The sequence below is a fragment of the Streptomyces sp. NPDC002795 genome (assembly GCF_042888725.1).
Classification (GTDB): Bacteria; Actinomycetota; Actinomycetes; order Streptomycetales; family Streptomycetaceae; genus Streptomyces.
The window spans coordinates 901,742-919,349 of record NZ_JBIAQB010000001.1 but is presented as its reverse complement, the minus strand read 5'-3'; the positions used below and the strand labels follow the sequence as shown (position 1 = coordinate 919,349).

At 71.0% G+C, this 17,608-nt stretch carries 17 protein-coding genes; 13 read left to right on the top strand and 4 right to left on the bottom strand.

The features are described 5' to 3' along the window. The first annotated feature begins 88 nt into the window (after nt 1-88). From ACFYWS_RS04020 to ACFYWS_RS04010, 3 genes are all read left to right on the top strand, one after another. Entirely contained in the window at nt 89-814 is a 726-nt protein-coding gene (locus tag ACFYWS_RS04020) for a GntR family transcriptional regulator (protein ID WP_389269231.1), read from the top strand. A gap of 165 nt (nt 815-979) precedes the next feature. Continuing rightward, nucleotides 980-2,377 (top strand): cation:dicarboxylate symporter family transporter, encoded by a 1,398-nt coding sequence (locus tag ACFYWS_RS04015; RefSeq protein ID WP_389269229.1) that lies wholly within the window; start codon nt 980-982, stop codon nt 2,375-2,377. A gap of 8 nt (nt 2,378-2,385) precedes the next feature. Continuing rightward, nucleotides 2,386-3,735: an adenylosuccinate lyase family protein gene (locus ACFYWS_RS04010; protein WP_389269227.1), complete on the top strand. Its 1,350-nt coding sequence runs from the start codon at nt 2,386-2,388 to the stop codon at nt 3,733-3,735. A gap of 46 nt (nt 3,736-3,781) precedes the next feature. On the opposite strand, the gene ACFYWS_RS04005 is transcribed toward ACFYWS_RS04010, so the two are convergent. Together ACFYWS_RS04005 and ACFYWS_RS04000 are read right to left on the bottom strand one after the other, a co-directional pair. Then, nucleotides 3,782-5,095 (bottom strand): MFS transporter, encoded by a 1,314-nt coding sequence (locus ACFYWS_RS04005; RefSeq protein ID WP_389269225.1) that lies wholly within the window; start codon nt 5,093-5,095, stop codon nt 3,782-3,784. A 33-nt stretch (nt 5,096-5,128) separates the two neighbouring features. Next, nucleotides 5,129-6,280, bottom strand: coding sequence for a mandelate racemase/muconate lactonizing enzyme family protein (locus ACFYWS_RS04000; RefSeq protein WP_389269223.1), 1,152 nt, complete (start codon nt 6,278-6,280; stop codon nt 5,129-5,131). Nucleotides 6,281-6,428: 148 nt separating this feature from the next. On the opposite strand from ACFYWS_RS04000, the gene ACFYWS_RS03995 reads away from it, so the two are divergent. The 7 genes from ACFYWS_RS03995 (at nt 6,429) to ACFYWS_RS03965 (ending at nt 13,305) form a co-directional block, all read left to right on the top strand. Beyond that, nucleotides 6,429-7,211, top strand: a complete 783-nt coding sequence (locus tag ACFYWS_RS03995) for a FadR/GntR family transcriptional regulator (protein WP_389269221.1) — start codon at nt 6,429-6,431, stop codon at nt 7,209-7,211. A 63-nt stretch (nt 7,212-7,274) separates the two neighbouring features. Then, on the top strand, nt 7,275-7,949 hold the full coding sequence (locus ACFYWS_RS03990) for an RraA family protein (RefSeq protein ID WP_389269219.1): 675 nt from the start codon (nt 7,275-7,277) through the stop codon (nt 7,947-7,949). A gap of 139 nt (nt 7,950-8,088) precedes the next feature. Beyond that, nucleotides 8,089-9,012: a 2-dehydropantoate 2-reductase gene (locus ACFYWS_RS03985; protein WP_389269217.1), complete on the top strand. Its 924-nt coding sequence runs from the start codon at nt 8,089-8,091 to the stop codon at nt 9,010-9,012. A 71-nt stretch (nt 9,013-9,083) separates the two neighbouring features. Further along, the gene (locus tag ACFYWS_RS03980) at nt 9,084-10,172 is read left to right on the top strand and encodes a mandelate racemase/muconate lactonizing enzyme family protein (protein WP_389269215.1); all 1,089 of its coding nucleotides are present in this window, start codon (nt 9,084-9,086) and stop codon (nt 10,170-10,172) included. A 65-nt stretch (nt 10,173-10,237) separates the two neighbouring features. Then, nucleotides 10,238-11,596: an MFS transporter gene (locus ACFYWS_RS03975; protein ID WP_389269213.1), complete on the top strand. Its 1,359-nt coding sequence runs from the start codon at nt 10,238-10,240 to the stop codon at nt 11,594-11,596. A gap of 69 nt (nt 11,597-11,665) precedes the next feature. Next, complete coding sequence (locus ACFYWS_RS03970; RefSeq protein WP_389269211.1) at nt 11,666-12,508, top strand: fumarylacetoacetate hydrolase family protein; 843 nt, start codon at nt 11,666-11,668, stop codon at nt 12,506-12,508. After that, on the top strand, nt 12,505-13,305 hold the full coding sequence (locus ACFYWS_RS03965) for an SDR family NAD(P)-dependent oxidoreductase (RefSeq protein ID WP_389269209.1): 801 nt from the start codon (nt 12,505-12,507) through the stop codon (nt 13,303-13,305). Before ACFYWS_RS03970 ends, ACFYWS_RS03965 begins: the two co-directional genes overlap by 4 nt. A gap of 12 nt (nt 13,306-13,317) precedes the next feature. Here ACFYWS_RS03965 and ACFYWS_RS03960 read toward each other — a convergent pair whose 3' ends face one another. Continuing rightward, complete coding sequence (locus ACFYWS_RS03960; RefSeq protein WP_389269207.1) at nt 13,318-14,016, bottom strand: GntR family transcriptional regulator; 699 nt, start codon at nt 14,014-14,016, stop codon at nt 13,318-13,320. 374 nt (nt 14,017-14,390) lie between these two features. Between ACFYWS_RS03960 and ACFYWS_RS03955 the strand changes: the two genes are divergently transcribed. Continuing rightward, on the top strand, nt 14,391-15,044 hold the full coding sequence (locus tag ACFYWS_RS03955; protein ID WP_389269205.1) for a DUF4232 domain-containing protein: 654 nt from the start codon (nt 14,391-14,393) through the stop codon (nt 15,042-15,044). Nucleotides 15,045-15,071: 27 nt separating this feature from the next. Here the strand turns inward: ACFYWS_RS03955 and ACFYWS_RS03950 are convergent, their stop codons facing one another. After that, nucleotides 15,072-15,650: a TetR/AcrR family transcriptional regulator gene (locus tag ACFYWS_RS03950; RefSeq protein WP_389269203.1), complete on the bottom strand. Its 579-nt coding sequence runs from the start codon at nt 15,648-15,650 to the stop codon at nt 15,072-15,074. Nucleotides 15,651-15,791: 141 nt separating this feature from the next. Between ACFYWS_RS03950 and ACFYWS_RS03945 the strand changes: the two genes are divergently transcribed. Beyond that, nucleotides 15,792-16,607 carry an SDR family NAD(P)-dependent oxidoreductase gene (locus tag ACFYWS_RS03945; RefSeq protein ID WP_389269201.1) on the top strand — a complete coding sequence of 272 codons (816 nt, stop codon included), beginning with the start codon at nt 15,792-15,794 and terminating at the stop codon, nt 16,605-16,607. Beyond that, on the top strand, nt 16,604-17,512 hold the full coding sequence (locus ACFYWS_RS03940; protein ID WP_389269199.1) for a DMT family transporter: 909 nt from the start codon (nt 16,604-16,606) through the stop codon (nt 17,510-17,512). The genes ACFYWS_RS03945 and ACFYWS_RS03940 overlap by 4 nt, the downstream gene beginning before the upstream one ends. The last annotated feature ends 96 nt before the right edge of the window (nt 17,513-17,608 follow it).

Below are 17,608 nucleotides of genomic sequence, written 5' to 3'. Positions count from 1 at the left end.
CGGGCCGGGCCACCTGCCGACGGTTCGGCGTACTGCCCGCATGTTCTAGGCTTTCGACCTGGAGTGTCGTCGGAGCGAGGGGTCTTTCGTGCGTGAGCCGCGGTACGTGGTCATTGCGGATGACCTGATGTCCCGGGTGTCGGCGGGTGAGTGGCCGGTGGGCGAGCTGCTGCCGACGGAGCCGGAGCTGGCGGCGGCGTACAAGGTGTCGCGGGAGACACTGCGGCGGGCGTTGCAGCGCCTGGAGGCGCGCGGTCTGATCTCCCGTCACCCGGGGACGGGGACGCGGGTGGAACGGTCGCGGCCCGCGGCCGCGTTCACGGCCCATCTGGGCAGCCTCCAGGAGCTGACTCAGTACGGCGAGTCGGCCGTGCGCAGTGTGCTGTCCGTCGACACGGTCGTGGTCGGGGCCGAGCTGGCGGCGGCGACAGGGCTTCCGGAGGGTGCCGAGCGGGTGTGTGTCACGTCCGTGCGCCGCGACCCGGAGCACGGCGACCGGGTCATCTCGTGGGCCCAGGTCTATCTGGAGTCCGCGGACGCGGAGGCGATCAAGGGGGACCTCGGCGAGGAGTCCCTGTTGATCTCCGACCTCGTCGAGGCGCGCGCCGGCCGGACGGTGGAGCGCGTGGTGCAGAAGATCCGGGCGGTGGGTGTTCCGCCCGAGGCGGCGCGGCAGTTGGGCGTGGTGCCGGGCAGCCCCGGCATGCAGTTCATCCGCCGCTACCACGACGCCGCAGGCCGGCTCTTCGAGGTCAGCGTCAGTACGCACGCACCCGACACCTTCGTCTACGAGACGACGCTGCAGCGCAGTTGACGCCGGACGGACGTCCGTTTCCATGGCGCGCCGGGGCCAATGCTGCTCACCGAGCGCGATTCCAACGCTCCATTCGGTAGTTGACCACGGGCATCCCTTGACAGGTGTGCGCCCGTGAGATTTCTTGTCTAGACACAGCTCATGTCTAGACAAGGATGTATGCGCATGAGGTCCACCGAAGACCTGCTCGCAGCCGAGCCCCCACCCGCGACGCCACGACGGAAGCGCTGGTACCGAGGGATCGGGGCGCAGGTCGCCGTCGCCATGGTGCTGGGCGTGGTCGTCGGGTTCGCGTTCCCGGACTTCGCCGTCGACCTGAAGATCGTGGGGGATCTCTTCCTCTCCCTGGTCAAGGCGGGTGTGGCTCCTCTGGTCTTCCTGACCGTGGTGATGGGAATCGCCTCGGCGGGAGACCTGAAGAAGGCCAGCCGCATCGGCCTGCTGGCTCTGATCTACTTCGAGGTCGTCTCGACGATCGCACTCCTGATCGGGCTCGTCGCCGCGAACGTATTGAGCGTGGGCATGGGGGCACGTACGGACGCGACCGGCGCCGCCGCGGACGTGCCCTCGGGCGAGAGCGAGCACGGCTTCACCGCGTTCCTGAAGGACATCGTCCCCGACAACTTCATCGGCGCGTTCTCCTCGGGTCAGCTCCTCCAAGTCGTCGTCCTGGCCGTCCTGTTCGGCGCCGGCCTGATGATGCTCAAGCCGCACATGCAAGCTCAGGTGAACAAGGGTCTCGAGGTCATCTCGGAGACGTTCTTCGCGTTCGTCAACGTCATCATGAAGCTGGCGCCCATCGGCGCGTTCGGCGCCATCGCCTACTCGGTGGGCGCCAACGGCACCGGCATGCTCCTCGCCCTGGCCGAACTGGTCCTGCAGTACTGGGTGGTTGTCGCGCTCTTCATCGGCGGCGTGCTGGGCCTCGTCTGCCTCCTCGCCGGCTTCAACATCGTGCGCATCCTGCAGTACGTCCGCGTCGAGATGACGCTCGTCCTGGGCACCGCGTCCTCCGAGGCCGCCCTGCCGGGCCTGCTGAAGAAGCTCACCCGGATCGGCTGCTCCAAGCAGAGCGTCGGACTCGTCGTGCCCACCGGCTACGCGTTCAATCTCGACGGCACCTCGATCTACATGGCCATCTGCAGCATGTTCGTCGCCAACGCGTACGGCATCGACATGGGCATCGGCCAGCAGGCCGGACTCATGCTGATCATGCTGCTCACCTCCAAGGGCGCGGCCACCGTGTCCGGCGGCACCTTCGTGGTGTTCGCCTCCACCGTCGCGGCCACCGGCTATCTGCCCGTCGAGGGTGTGGCCGTCCTCTTCGGTGTCTACCGGCTGATGTCCATGGCCACGGCCTTCTGCAACACCTTCGGCAACGTCGTCGCCACCTTCGTCGTCGCCAAGTGGTGCAAGGAGATGGACACCGACAAGGTCAACGCCGCACTGGCCGACCCCAAGGCGTTCCTCGCCCGCACCGAACCCGAACTCGACGACCGCCCCGCCGAATCCGAAGGCCCCGCGGTTCCGTCGCCCGCCCTGACCAGCAGCACGAAGAAGTGAGAACCACCATGAGCTCCACCGTCTACGACTCCCTGCTCTTCCGTGACATGTTCGGTACCCCCGCCATGCGCGCGGTGTTCGCGGACACCGCCTACGTGCAGCGGATCATCGACACCGAGACCGCGCTGGCCCGAGCCCAGGCCAAGGTCGGAGTCATCCCCGACGCCGCCGCACAGGACATCACCCGCAAGGCCAACTTCGAGGACCTGGACCTGGAACGGCTGCGCACCGAGACGGAGATCGTCGGCTACCCCGTGCTGCCGGTCGTCAAGCAGGTCGGTGACCAGTGCGGCGACGCCGGACGCTACCTGCACTGGGGCGCCACCACGCAGGACATCATGGACACCGCCGTGATGCTCCAGTGCAAGGCGGGTGTCTCCCTCCTCCAGGAGCAACTCGACAGCGTACGCACCGCCCTTCGGGAGCTCGCCGCCGAGCACGAGGACACGGTCACGGCAGGCCGTACCCACCTCCAGCACGCCCTACCTGTCACCTTCGGTTTCCGCTGCGCGGTGTGGCTCTCCGCCCTCGACCGGCACGCCGAGCGGCTCGATCAGGCCCGTGAGCGCGCTCTGATGGTGCAGTTCGGCGGTGCGGCCGGCACGCTCGCCTCTCTGGGGGAAGGGCCCGAGGGGCTCCAGGTCCGTGCTGCTCTCGCGGCCGAGCTCGGCCTCAAGGACCCGTCCATCACCTGGCACGTGGCTCGCGACGGTCTCGTCGAACTCGTCTCCCTGTTCGCGGCGGTCGGCGGCACCCTCGGCAAGATCGCATGGGACGTCATGATGATGTGCTCCTCGGAGTTCGGGGAGCTCGCCGAGCCGTTCGTGCCCGGCCGCGGGGCCAGCTCGACCATGCCGCAGAAGCGCAACCCCATCTCCAGCGAGCTGATGTTCGCCGCGGCCAAGCTGCTGCGGGACAAGTCCTCGACCATGCTGGACGCGATGATGCAGGACTTCGAACGCGCCACGGGCCCCTGGCACCTGGAGTGGGCCACGGTCCCCGAGGCCTTCCTGCTGGTGGCGAGCTCCCTCCACCAGGCGCACTTCATGCTCTCCGGCCTTGAGGTCAAGGCCGACAAGATGCTCCAGAACACCCACTTGACCGGCGGACTCATCGTCGCCGAAGCGGTCATGATGGACGTCGCCCCGGTCCTGGGCCGCAACCAGGCGCACGAGGTCGTCTACGAGGCTTGCCGCACCGCCATCGAGCAGGGCACCACGCTCCAGTCCCAACTCCTCGCCAACGACGACCTCGTCGGCCACCTCGGGGCCCCCCGCATCGAGGAACTCTGCGACCCCGCCCGCTACCTCGGCAGCGCCCGGGCCATGACTCGCAATGTGGTGGCGTCGAGCGGCTGACGGTCCGAGGGGGGAAGCGTGCTGCGCCGACCGGGCGCGGCGTTGATCAGCTTCGGTCGACGTCCAGCGGCCGCACCCGTGGCAGCAGGAAGAGATACGCGGCCGCTCCGGCCAGCGAGACCACGCCGGTCACCAGCAGGGGCAAGGTGAACGAGCCCGAGGTCTCCAGGAGCCAGCCGGTGACGACGGGGCCGAGGAAGCCGGCCACGTTGCCCGCGCAGTTCTGGATGCCTCCCAGGGCGGCGGCGTGGCGGGTGCTCGGGCCGATGTCGGCGGGCAGGGCTCCGAGTGAGGCCGCGCCGAGCATCAGCAGGCCGTAGCTGACGGAGAGGAGCGCCAGGGCCGCGGCGGCGCTGGGCACCAGGACCGCCGCGGCGATCACGCTCGCCCCGAGCATGCCGACCACCAGTGGTGTCTTGCGGACCATGGTGGTGCTCAGGCCGCGTGCGGTGAGGCGGTCCTGGAGCACGCCGCTGAGCAGTTCCGCGCAGATGGCCACCGCCCCCGGGATCATGCCCATCAGGCCCAACTGGAGGAGGTCGAAGCCGCGTTCGTCGACGAGGTAGCTGGGGAACCAGGTGACGAAGAAGTACGCGATGTAGTTGAAGCAGAAGAAGCCTGCCATCAGGCCCCAGGTGGCGCGGTAGCGGAACAGCTCGCGCCAGCGGAGGGTGTCAGCGCCCGCCGGATCGGGCTGCTGCCCGGCCTTGATGTGTGCCAACTCCGCGGCCCCGACGCGCGGATGGGCGTCCGGATCGCGGTAGGTGACCAGCCAGCCGATCGCCCACAGCACACCGATCCCGCCCGCCAGCAGGAACGCCGCACGCCATCCGGCGAACCCGATCACGGTGGTGACCAGCGGCAGTGTCAGCACGCCGCCGATCCGGGCGCCGGTGTCCCAGATCGCCGAGGCGGTGCCCCGCTCGGAGCGGGGGAACCACTTGCCGACCGCGGCGACGCACGAGGGGTACTGCGACGACTCGCCGACACCCAGCGCCACCCGCAGCCCGAGGAGCACACCCACACCCTGCACCGCCGCGGTGGCCAGAGTCGCGGCTCCCCAGATCAGCCCGCCGATACCGAACGCGATGCGGGCGCCGAACCGGCCGACGACCGCGCCGGCCGGCAGCAGGCACACCGCGTACATGAGGAAGAACCAGCCGAGCACGAGCCCCTGCACGGAGGGGCTGATGTGCATGTCGTCGGACATGTGCGGCAGGGCGACGCTGATGACGGATCGGTCGATGTTGCTGACGGCCACGCCGGCACAGGCCATGGCGGCGATCTGCCAGCGCACCCGGGTCCGGCCCGGGCGGCGGGTCGGCCTGCCGGCGGGCGCGGACGTGTTCTGCACGGTCATCTGCCGGTCTCCGAATCTAGAGGGTTGGCCTGCTCAGCGGATGACCATGCCGGCACCGGGCCGGTACGGGAACTGTTCCTCGCCGCCTTCGGGCAGGATGCCGCCCGAGCCGGGCCCGGTGGGCACGGTGACGTGTCCGTCGACCACCTTCAGCGGTTCGGCCATCGTGGCGTCGCGCATCGGGTTGAGCAGGGTGCACACCTCCACCAGCGGCAGCCCGGCGGCGATCGCCGCATGCAAGCTGGTCATCAACTGGACGCCGCTGCCCCACACATGCGGGACGCAGCCGACGCCGTGCGCCGCGGCGTGCTCGGCGACCCGGCGGAACTGGACCCAGCCGCCGACCATGCTCAGGTCGGGCTGGGCGATGTCCACGCCCCCGACGTCGATGAGGTGGAGGAAGTCCTCCAGGACACTGTGGCTCTCCACGCCGGTCACGTCGGTGTCCACGGCCTCGCGGACGGCCGCGTACCCGGCGTGGTCCTCCGCCGCGCACGGCTCCTCGTACCAGCGGGCACCGAGCGCAGCGGCCTCGTGGCCCACGCGGACGGCGTCCTCGAGAGACCAGGGGGTGCTCGCGCAGCCCTGCACGGCGTCGAGGCAGAAGCGGGTGGTCGGGGCGAGCTTCGGCACGATCTCGCGCATCAGGTCGATGGTGGTGTCCGCGTCGCGCATGGCACGGAACTTGACGGTGCGGTGACCGGCCGCCTCCATCTCGGCGTTCCACTGCGCGACCTGCGCAGGGGTGGTGCCGAGGCCGCCGCTGGCGTACACCTCGACGCGCTCGGGAACACCCTCGGCGCTGCCGCGCAGATGCTGCCACAGCGGGATGCCGGCCTCCTTGGACTCGGCGTCCAGGCAGGCGATCTCGATGGCCGCGATGACACCCGAGCTGATGCCGCCGCGCGCCCAGAAACGGGTGCGGTCGCGCAGGTAGTCGCCCAGCTCCACGGCCGGCAGGTCGTGGGAGGGGAGGTAGCGGCGGAACGCGTCGAGCAGACCGGCCACGGCCTCGGCGGCCATGGTGCCCTGGGCGACCTCGCCGAGACCGGTGGCCCCCGACTCCAGGCGGACCTCGACGAGCGCGGCGTCCCAGCTGGCGAAGCGCCCGCCCACCCACTCCAGGGGCGGGTCGCCCGCGGTGTCGTAACCGAGCAGGACGGGACGTACAGAAGCGATCTTCACAGGGGCTCCCGAAGTAGAGGTGTGAGAAGCGCGGGGTGGCGCTGCCGGATGAACGTAGGAGCGCGCGGCGACACCCGTCAAGCAATTGGCAGGGCCAATTCATGGATTGGGTGAGCCGGGCCACCGGGGGCACCAGTACGCTGTGGCGATGGAATCGAGCACCCCCGTCATCGACGACGTCATCGCCCGGATCAAGGCCATGATCTCTTCGGAGGGATACGAGCCGGGCAGCCGGCTGCCCACCGAACGCGAGCTGGCCGGCCGCTTCTCCGTCTCGCGCAACACGATCCGCGAGGCCGTGCGGGCGCTCTCCCTCACCGGGGTCGTCGAGTCCCGGCGGGGCTCGGGCACGTACGTGACCAGCCTCGCGCCCAAGGCGATGCTGGACTCGATGTCCCTGCTCGTGGAGTTCTCCGGGCAGGCAGGGCTGGCCGACATTCTCGCCGTGCGCCGCGTTCTGGAGGCGGAGGCCGCCGCGAGCGCGGCCGCCCGCATCGGGGAGTCCGAGCTGGCCGAACTGCGTTCCTGCCTGGAGCGGATGCGGCACGATCCGCAGCGCGGTGACGGCAGTGTCGCCGCCGTCACCCAGGCCGACCTGCACTTTCACTCGGTCATCGCGGGGGCCTCCGGCAACCCGGTACTCGCCGCTTTGATCAACGCGCTGGGCGACCGCACCCTGCGCGGCCGTGTCTGGCGTGGGTACATGGATACAGGGGTCTACGACCGGGCGCAGGCCGAACACGAGGCGATCTACGACGCGTTGGCCGACGGTGACCCGACGCGGGCGGCGGCGTCCGCGGCCGCCCATGTGGCGCAGGTCGAGCGCTTCTTGCGCAGCGAGACCGCACAGGGTGCGGCGGCTGTCGGGGGGCCGGTCGATGTGGGTACTGAGGAGGGCCCCTCCTCGGATTTGGCCGGGCCAATTGCTTGACCGGGTGCTCGCGGACCACTTAGCGTCCAGGCGTTCCGTCCACCGCGTCCGGGAGGCCGCCGTATGACTGAGACCGCCACACCCACAGAACACCCTGCACCCGCTTCGGTCCGCCCCGATGTGACCGCGGCCCAACTCGCCGACTCCCTCGACGCCTTGGGCCACCGTCACCAGGTCCTGAGCGGCACGATCCGGCCCGTCGCGACCGGACTGCGCGCCGCGGGGGTGGCCCGCACCCTGCGCTTCGTACCGACCGAGGTCGACAGTGCCGATCCCTATCGCGACTTCATCGACTTCATGGACACCGTCGAGGCCGGCGAGGTCGTCGTGATCGCCACCGGCGGCTGCGACCGCAGCGCGTACTGGGGCGAGCTGTTCTCGGCGGCAGCGCTCGGGCGGGGCGCGGCCGGAGCGGTGCTCGACGGCCCGGCGCGCGACACCGCCGCCATCGCCGCCCTTGGCTTCCCGGTGTTCGCCGCAGGTGCCCGTCCCATCGACTACCGCGGCCGTATGCGCGTCGATGCCGCCCAGGTGAGCGTCGAGTGCGGCGGTGTCACCATCGCCCCCGGCGACCTCGTCGTCGCCGACGGCGACGGTGTCGTGGCGGCGCCGGGCGCCGTCGCCCATCAGGCCGCCGCGGCCGCCGACTCCCGCGCAGCCGGCGAGTCCACTGTCCTCGCCGAACTCCGTGCCGGTGCCCGCCTCGGTGAGGTGTGGGAGCGGTACGGCCTGCTCTGAACCGGCCTCTGCCCCGCCGGTACGGCGGTCCCCGCAGTCCGAAGTCCTGCCCCGGCTTTGTGCCGGGCAAGGGTTGTCTTCCCGCAAGGTCTATAGCATTCTAGCAATCGCGAATGATTCCTATAGGAAACGAGCGGTCGTGGGAGTCAACATGTATGCGGAGGCCGGATCGGAGCCCGTCGCGGTCGTCGGCCCCGGCGCCGTCGGCCTGGCGCTGGCGGCACGACTGGCCATCGAGGGGCATCCGGTCACCCTGTGCGGACGCCCCGGCGCGGAGCCCCTCCGGCACATCGAACTGACCGACCATCAAGGCACCCGGACCGTCGCGGTCGACTGGCAGGACGACCCGGCACACCTGGGCCCGTTCCGGTGGGTCGTCGTGGCGACGAAGCTGCACCAGAGCGACGCGGCGCGCGCCTGGCTGGAACGGCTCGTCGGCCCCGACACCATGGTCGTCGTCGCACAGAACGGTGTGGAGCACCGCGAGCGGGTGGCGCCGCACGCCACGGCGGACCAAGTGGCCCCCGTTCTCGTCCACTTCAACGCCGAGCGGCAGGGCAGGGCAGGGGTGGCGATCCGGCAGGACGGGACGGGACTCGTCGCAGGCGACGACGCGCCGGGGTGCAGGGCGCGCCCGCTGCTCGAACGGACCGGGCTCGGCGTGCGGGTGGCCGCCGACTTCACCACCGCGGCCTGGCACAAGCTCATGGTCAACGCCGTCGCCAACCCGGTCACCGCCCTCACCTCCCGCCGCGTCGAGGTGTTCCGCGACCCGTCCGTGCGGAACGTGGCGGCCGCCATGCTCGGCGAAGTGGCCGCGGTCGGCCGGGCCGAAGGGGCCCGGCTGCCCGACGGCGCCGTCGACGACGTGCTCGCGTGGATCGACGCCCGCCCGTCCGGGGCCGGTTCCTCGATGCTCGCCGACCGTCTGGCCGGGCGCCCGATGGAGCACGACGGGCTGCTCGGGGCCGTCGTGCGCCGGGCGCGGACGCACGGGACGAGTGTCCCGCTGTGCACGGCGGTGCTGGCGCTCGTCGCCGCGCTGGACGAGGCGGCGCGGTAACCGGACGACTCCGCGCAGGACCGTGGCGCACCGACTTCAACTGACCGTACGTACAAGGCTGGAGAGCAGTAGTGGCGAAAGTGATCAAGGCGGAGGCCTACCTCGTGGACATCGAGGTGGAGACCGTGCGCACGGATGCGACGCAGGCCTTCCTCAAGCAGGAGACCCTCTTCGTCGAGGTGTCGACGGACGACGGGCTGACCGGCACCGGATACGCGTACACGATCGGCACCGGCGGTCGCGCGGTGCTCGCCATGCTGCGGGACCATCTGCTGCCCGCGCTGGCCGGCCACGACTCCCGTGAGATCGAGGGCGCCTGGCGGACGATGTACAACAGCACGCGCGCCACCATGGTCGGCGCGATCACCGCCCTCGGCCTGGCCGCCGTCGACCTCGCCCTGTGGGACCTGCGCTGCCTGCGGGCGGGCGAGCCGCTGTGGCGGGTGGCCGGCGGTGCCCGGCCCGCGGTGCCGGTGTACGACACCGAGCGCGGCTGGCTCCAGCTGGACGAGGGCGAGTTGGTCGCGGGCGCCCTGGACGCGCGTGACCAGGGATTCTCCGGCGTGAAGATCAAGGTGGGCAAGCCGAGTCCGGGGGAGGACGCGGCCCGCATACGCGCCGTGCGCGAGGCCGTCGGGCCCGGCATGGACATCATGGTCGACGCCAACCAGGCCTTCACCGCCGCCGAGGCCGTACGCCGCGCCGCGCTCCTGGAGCCGTACGACATCGGCTGGTTGGAGGAGCCGCTGCCCGCCGAGGACGTTGCCGGTCACGAGCGGCTCGCGGCCTCGACGTCCATCCCGGTGGCGGTGGGGGAGTCCATGTACTCGCTCGGCCACTTCCGCGAGTACCTGCAGCGCGGCGCCGCCGGCATCGTGCAGCCCGATGTGTCGCGGATCGGCGGCATCACGCCGTGGCTGAAGGTGGCACACCTCGCCGAGGCGTTCAACGTCGAGGTCTGCCCGCACTTCCTGATGGAGATCCACGTCAGCCTCACCGCCGCCGTGCCCAACGCCCGCTACGTCGAGTACATCCCCCAGCTCCGCGCGGTGACAAGCCGTCAGGTGCACATCGCCGACGGCCTCGCCCACGCCCCCACCGAGCCCGGACTCGGCATCGCCTGGGACCGCGACGCGATCGACGACCGCCGCGTCGCCTGACCCGCGTCTCCCGACCGAGCATCCCGCACCGTCCCGCTGTCCGCTCCCGCACCAGGAGGACGACGATGTCCACCCTGACCACGGTCAGACCCGACCCCACGGCCGCCGTGCAGCGCCGCAGAGTGCTGCTGGCCTCGCTCGTGGGCTCGGCCCTCGAGTGGTACGACTTCTATCTCTACGGCACCGCCGCGGCCCTCGTCTTCAACAAGATCATTTTTCCGTCGTTCGACACGACGGCCGCACTCCTCGCCTCGTTCGGCACACTGGCCGTCGGCTACTTCGTGCGGCCCCTCGGCGGCATCATCTTCGGCCGACTCGGCGACCTGTTCGGCCGTAAACGCGTCCTGGTTCTCACGCTGCTGGTCATGGGCTTCTCCACCGTCGGCATGGCGCTCGTCCCGACGTACGAGCAGGTGGGCGTGCTCGCCCCGATCCTGCTGGTCGTCCTGCGCGCGATCCAGGGACTGGGCGCCGGCGCCGAGTACGGCGGGGCCGCCGTCCTGGCGGCGGAGTTCTCCGAGCCGCGAAAGCGCGGACTGTTCGGGGCGGCGCCCAGCGTCGGCGTCTACATCGGCATCCTCATGGCCTCGGGCGCCTTCGCGCTGGTCACCCAGCTGCCGGAGGACCAGTTCCTGGCCTGGGGCTGGCGGATCCCGTTCGCGGCCAGCGTGCTGGTGATCGCCCTCGCCCTGGTCATCCGGATGCGGCTGACGGAGAGCCCCGCGTTCGAGGCGGCGCAGGAGAACTCGAAGACGGAGGAGGTCTCGCCGGTACGGGACGTCGTACGCCATGAGTGGAAGGCAGGCCTGGTCGTCTTCGGCCTGCAGACGGCGCAGAACGTCGTCGCCTATCTCAACCTGACGTTCCTGGCCGCCTACCTCACCGACACCCTGAAGCTGTCCAGCTCGACCGGGCCGATCGCGGTCACGGTCGGCACGGCGGTCACCGCCGTCTCACTGCCGCTGTTCGGTTGGCTCACCGACCGTGTCGGCCGCAAGCCGGTGGCCCTGGCCGGGACGCTCTTCTCCGCCGTCTTCGTCTTCCCGTACTTCTGGATCATCGACAACGCGCACGGTTCGCTCGCCGTCACTCTCGCCGTAGTGGTCAGCATGGGCATCGGGGTGGGCTGCATGTTCGCCCCGCAGGCCGCCTACTACAGCGAACTGTTCACGGCACGCTCCCGCTTCACCGGGCTTGCCCTGTACCGGGAGGTGGCCGGCGCGGTCACCGGCGGACTGACCCCGCTCATCGCCGTCGCGCTGGTCGCCGCGGCAGGGGACCGCTCGTGGGGTGTCGCCCTGTTCGTCCTCGCCTCATGCGTCGTCGGCGCCGTGGCAGTGACGCTCGGGCCCGAGACACGGGGCCGCGACCTCGCCGCGACCACCGTCGACGAACTGCGTGCCTCGACCGGCACCTACCGCTGAACACACTCTCGCAAGGGTCCTCCTGAACGCGCGCAAGCGCGGCTTTCAGGAGGCCCCAGGAAAGGCATCATGCGTATCGCCCGCCTCGGCCGCCCCGGCCAGGAGATTCCCGTCGTCCTCGACGGCGACCGCGTACTCGACCTGCGCGAAGTGACTCCGGACGTGACACCGGAATTCCTCGAACACGGCCTGAACGCGCTGGACTTGACCACCCTCCCGGAACTCCCGGACGCCGCCGGCCTGCGCCACGGCCCGCCGATCACCCGGCCCACCGCGGTCGTCTGCGTCGGCATGAACTACGCCAAGCACGCGGCCGAGTCCGGCGCCGAACCGCCCACCGAACCGGTCGTGTTCCTCAAGCACCCCAACACGGTGGTCGGCCCCGACGACCCGGTCACCATCCCGCGCGGCAGCACCATGACGGACTGGGAGGTCGAACTCGGCGTCGTCATCGGCAGGCGCACCAGCTACCTCGACTCGCCGGCCGACGCCGCCGCCCACATCGCCGGGTACGTCCTCGTCAACGACGTCTCCGAGCGGGAGCTGCAACTGCACACCTCGGGCGGCCAGTGGTCCAAGGGCAAGTGCGCGCCCACCTTCACACCGGTCGGGCCGTGGCTGGTCACCACCGACGCACTGGACCCGGCAGCGGTGCGGCTGCGCAGCCGCGTCAACGGTGAGCCGCGCCAGGACTCCAGCAGCGCCGACCTCATCTTCTCCGTGCCCGAAGTCCTGTACCGGCTCAGCCAGTTCATGACCCTGGAGCCCGGCGACCTGATCCTGACCGGCACCCCCGAGGGCGTCGCCCTGTCCGGCCGCTTCCCCTACCTGAGCGAAGGGGACGTCGTCGAGCTGGAGGGCGAAGGCCTCGGAAAGCAGCGCCAGACCATGACCGCGGAGGGAACCCGATGACCGAGACGAGTACGAAGACGGCCCCGATGACACCACACACCCCCGAGTACGCGGGCCTCGTCGCTGTGGTGACCGGCGGGGCCTCCGGACTCGGCCTGGCCACCGCGCGCGAACTGCACGCCCGAGGCGCCCAGGTGGCCGTGCTCGACCTCGCCGATTCGGACGAGCCGTTCCTGCACGTGCGCTGCGACGTGACGGACGACGCCGCCGTCCGCACGGCCATCGACACGGTGACCGACCGCCTCGGGGGAGTGAACGTCCTGGTCAACAACGCCGGGATGGGCGCCCAGGGCACAGTGGAGGGCAACGCGTCCGACGAGTGGCACCGCGTGCTCGACGTCAACGTCGTGGGCATCGCCCGCGTGACAGCGGCGGCCCTCCCCGCGCTGCGCAAGGCGGCGGCGGAGGGAGAAGGCCACGCGGCGATCGTCAACATGTGCTCCATCGCGGCGACCGCCGGGCTGCCTCAGCGCGCCCTCTACTCGGCGAGCAAGGGCGCGGTCCTGGCGCTGACCCGCGCCATGGCGGCCGACCACCTGCGCGAGGGCATCCGAGTCACCTGCGTGAACCCCGGCACGGCGGACACCCCGTGGGTGAACCGTCTCCTGTCGGCCGCGGACGACCCCGAGGCCGAGCGCGCCGCACTGGCCGCCCGACAGCCCAGCGGCCGCCTGGTCAGCGCCGCCGAAGTCGCCTACGCCGTCGCCTACTTGGCGAGTCCGCGCTCCGGCGCCACCACCGGCACGGACCTGGCCGTGGACGGCGGTATGCAGGGACTGCGGCTGCGCCCCGAGTGAGCGTGCGGCCCGTCAGCTCGGCACGGCCCGGCGCTGTGCCGAACCGGCCGCCGTGGTCCGAGGCCGGTGCCGGACCCGGCTGGAACGCAGATGTGTGGCCATCGCCTCGGCCGCCTTCTCCGGGTTGCGCTGCACGAGGGCTTCCAGGATGTGCTCGTGCTCGGTGACCGTGGTCGCGGCGGCCGAGCCGGGCGCACTGTTCAGGCGCAGCATGTGCAGATGGGCATGGAGCCGGTTCACCGCGTCGGCGAGCAACGGCCGGTCGGCGGCCCGAGCCAGCACGTCGTGGAACTCCTGATCGAGCCCGGCGAACCGGCGGTAGTCCGAGTACTTCTCGCCGAGATCGGGCTGACGGCGCATCTCCTCGACGATGGACCGAAGCTGCTGCAACTCGTCGTCGCTCGCGTTCTCCGCGGCGAGCGACGCGGCCCGGGGTTCGAGCAGCAGCCGCATCTCGAACAAGTCCAGTAGGGCGTCGGGATCGAGCAGGTCGGTGGCGCGGTATCCGGCGTTGGGCCGCTTGACCACGAGCCGCTCCGACTCCAGCCGGGCGAGCGCTTCCCGCACCGGCGTTGCCGACACGTCCAGCCGACGGGCCAGTCCCTCGATGCTGACCCGGGCGCCGGGGGCGATCTCATGGTCCATGACCATCGCCTTGACGCCCTCGTACACACGGTCGGTGAGTACATCCTGCCGAATTTCGTTCCCCATGCCGTCAATCATAGAGAATCCGCAGGTCGCGAGTGACCTCGCGTTACGTGGGTGTGTTCGGGCCGGCGCCCCGCCCCCGTCACCGCCCCCCGTCACCGTCATCGTGGTCAAGATCCGCCGGGTCACGGGTCTGTCCCAGCGGACGGGACCGCTCGGTCACCCCTGTGACCAGCGGAAACGGGGGCCCGACGCTGGTGCGCCGCATCAGCGCCGCAACCGTGTACGTAACAGCCATGTCTTAGGGGGCACTTGGGCGGAACGGCCCGGCCGGTCGGCGGGGTCATGGTGATCAGAGACGGCCGCTCGTACCGACTCGGCCCGAGCGGCCGGCCACCTCCCACCTGACACCTCCCACCAAGATCGAGGAAGAATCCATGCGCGCTCGCAGCGTTCGTAAGCTCACCTTCGCCGCCGTGGCCGTCGCCGCGGGCCTCTCGTTGACGGCCTGCAACGGCGACGACATGGCACAGGGCGGCGCACCGTCGGAGTCCTCCGCGTCCTCCGCCTCGTCCACGGGCGGCGGGACGGACCCCACCGGCAAGGGCGGCGACGCGGCGGCGCAGGGCACGGCCGGTGGAAGTGGCTCCGACGCGGGCACCGAGGCCGACAAGTGCCGCACCGACGACCTGGACATCACCGCGCTGGACGCCACCATCGACGGTGACACCGAGGGCACGGTCGCGGTCACCTTCAAGAACCGTGGCGACCAGGGCTGCGTCCTGTCCGGATACGCGGGCGTCGACCTGAAGACCAGCGAGGGGGACTTGTCCGCCCAGCGCAGCGGTCAGGAGTCGACCCCGATGACCCTTGAGGGAGGCAAGTCGGTGTCCTTCGGCGTCACTTACCCGATCAATGACTCCGGCGGCTCCGGCGTCAAGGTCAACTCCCTCGTGGTCACCCCGCCCGACGAGACGAAGTCGTTCTCCCTCCAGTGGCCGGGCGGCGCCAGCCTCCCCGTCACCGACGGCACCGGTTCCGCCGTCAAGGTCGGCCCGATGGGCAGCGCGGGGCAGGGCGGGGAGAGCTGACCTGCGGCTCTATCCGCCAACCCGGGTTCAAGGGCGGCGCGGGCCCGCGCCGCCCAGCAGGGTGTCGATGATGCGGGCGGCGAGTGCGTCCGGGTCGGCGCTGTCCGCGTTGCCGTGCAGGGACTCCCCGATGAGTGCGTAGTAGACCCGGCGTACCCAGTCGAGGTCGGCCGCCTCGTCGACGAGTTTCTCCGCCTGGGCGCGTTGCAGCACGGCCAGGCAACGGCTGTTGATCCCCTGGTGGAGCTCGGCGGCCTCGCTGTCGGGATCCGCGGGCAGCTCCAGGGCGAACGCCCAGGCGCTCTTGACCTGGAGCACGTTGGCCGTGATCCGGTGCATCGCCACCAGTGGCGGCGCCGTGTCGGGCCTGCCGTCCTCCACCGCCTGCGCGAGCTGACGGGCCGCGGACGACGCCAGCGCCTCGATCAGCGCCTGCCGGCTGGCGAACCGCCGGTGGATCGTCGTCCGGGCCACCCCCGCGGCCGCGGCGATGTGCTCCATGGACGCCCCGGGATCCTCTGCGAGGGTCCGCTCGGCCGCTTCCAGGATCGCCCGCACACTGCGCTCCGCGTCCGCTCGCAACGGTCGTGCCAGTGCTTCACCCATCACGCCTCCCCATCTACCACTTGACCCGGAAAACAATACATCGCAGATGCGCTCCATGGCCTAACTGCGTCAATGCTGTTGCGTTTTGTCGAAGTGTCGGTACTCTCAAGTCTCAGTTGCAGACCGCCACTTGGAGGAAGCATGCACAGCACAGCCCTCATCACCGGAGCCTCGTCGGGCCTCGGCGCGGAGTTCGCCGAGCAGCTCGCCGCCCAAGGGCGCGACGTGATCCTGGTGGCACGGTCCGGCGACCGGCTCGACGCGCTCGCCGAGCGCCTCGTCGCCGAACACGGCGTCCGCGCCCACGTGTTGGTCCAGGACCTCGCCGAGCCGGACGCCGCCCGCCGCGTCGCCGCTCAGCTCGCGACCCGTGGCCTGCACGTCGATCTGCTGGTCAACAACGCCGGCTTCGGCACCTGCGGGCGCTTCGAGGAACTGTCCCCGGCCCGCGATCACGACCAGCTGATGGTCAACGTCGTCGCGCTCGTCGACCTCACCCACGAACTGCTGCCCGGCATGGTGGAGCGCGGCCGCGGCTCGGTCGTCAACGTCGCGTCCAACGCCGCCTTCCAGCCCTCCCCGTACTTCGCCGTGTACGGCGCGTCCAAGGCCTTCGTGCTCAACTTCGGTCTCGCCCTGCGCCAGGAGTACCGCGGGCGCGGAATCCGCGTACTCACCTTGTGCCCAGGCCCCGTTGAGACGGCCTTCTTCGACACCATCGGCACCCGCGAGGCAGCCGTCATGGGGGCCATGACCACCCCGGAGCCCGTCGTACGTGCCGCCCTGCGGGCCCTGGAACGCGATCGCGGCTACGTCGCCCCCGGCCTCGGCAACGCACTGGCCGCACACCTGACACCCCGTCGGCCCCGCACCGTGGTCGCCGCCATCGCCGAACGTGTCACCCGCAAGGTCCTGGCCGCTCCGGCCACCACACCGCTGCCGGAGCGTGCCGCATGAGGTCACCTTCCGCCGGTGCGGCCTCGGCGATGCTGCTCGTCGGCACCTCCACGGCCGTCTCCGCCACCATCGCCGACTACCCGATCTACTCAGGACAGGCACTGCGCTACGCCCTCGCCGCCGTGGTCCTGCTCGCCGTCGTACGCCACCAGCGCCTGCCGCGGGCCCGCCTGATGCCCCGTGACATCCTGCTTCTGGCGGCGCTGGCCGCCACCGGCCTGGCCGGGTTCAACCTCTTCCTCGTCGAAGCCACCCGGCACGCGGGACCCGCCATGATCGCCACCGTGGTCGGCGCCGTCCCGCTCGTCCTGGCCCTCGTCGGGCCGCTGCTGGAAGGCCGCCGCCCCACGCCCCGAACCGTCGGCGCCGCGACCGTGGTCGCGGTCGGCGCCGCAGTCGCCGCGGGTCTCGGCTCGGGCAGTCTCCCGGGTCTCCTGCTCTCCCTGGGCGCGCTGGTCTGCGAGGTGGCGTTCTCCCTGCTCGCCGTGCCGCTCCTGCCCCGGCTCGGACCCTTGAGGGTCGCCGCCTATCCCGCGGCCCTGTCCGTACCCATGCTGCTGGCCGCGGGTCTCGTCCTGGACGGCACGGCAGCCCTGCGGCTGCCCGACCCCGGCCAGGCGACCGCCTTCGTCTACCTCGGCGTCATCGTCACCGCGGCCGCCTTCTTCCTCTGGTACGACGCACTGCGCCGCCTCGGAGCCGACCGTGCGGGCCTCTTCGCCGGCCTCGTCCCCGTCGGCGCGCTCCTCACCACCGCGGCCCTCGGCCTCGGCCGACCGGGCGCCGCGGACATCACCGGCGCCCTGCTCGTGACGGCAGGCGTCGTCATGGGGCAGCGACACACCAAGCCGGCACAGGCGCCGGCGGTTCTCCCGGTGGCGCCGACCGACGCCTCGGCGACGTGACGCTCGGAGATTTCACACAGCCGCAATGAGCCACCCCTCAACTCCCTGCTACACATGGGGTGGTGACCCCCTCAACGCTCTACCGCAGGTTGTACG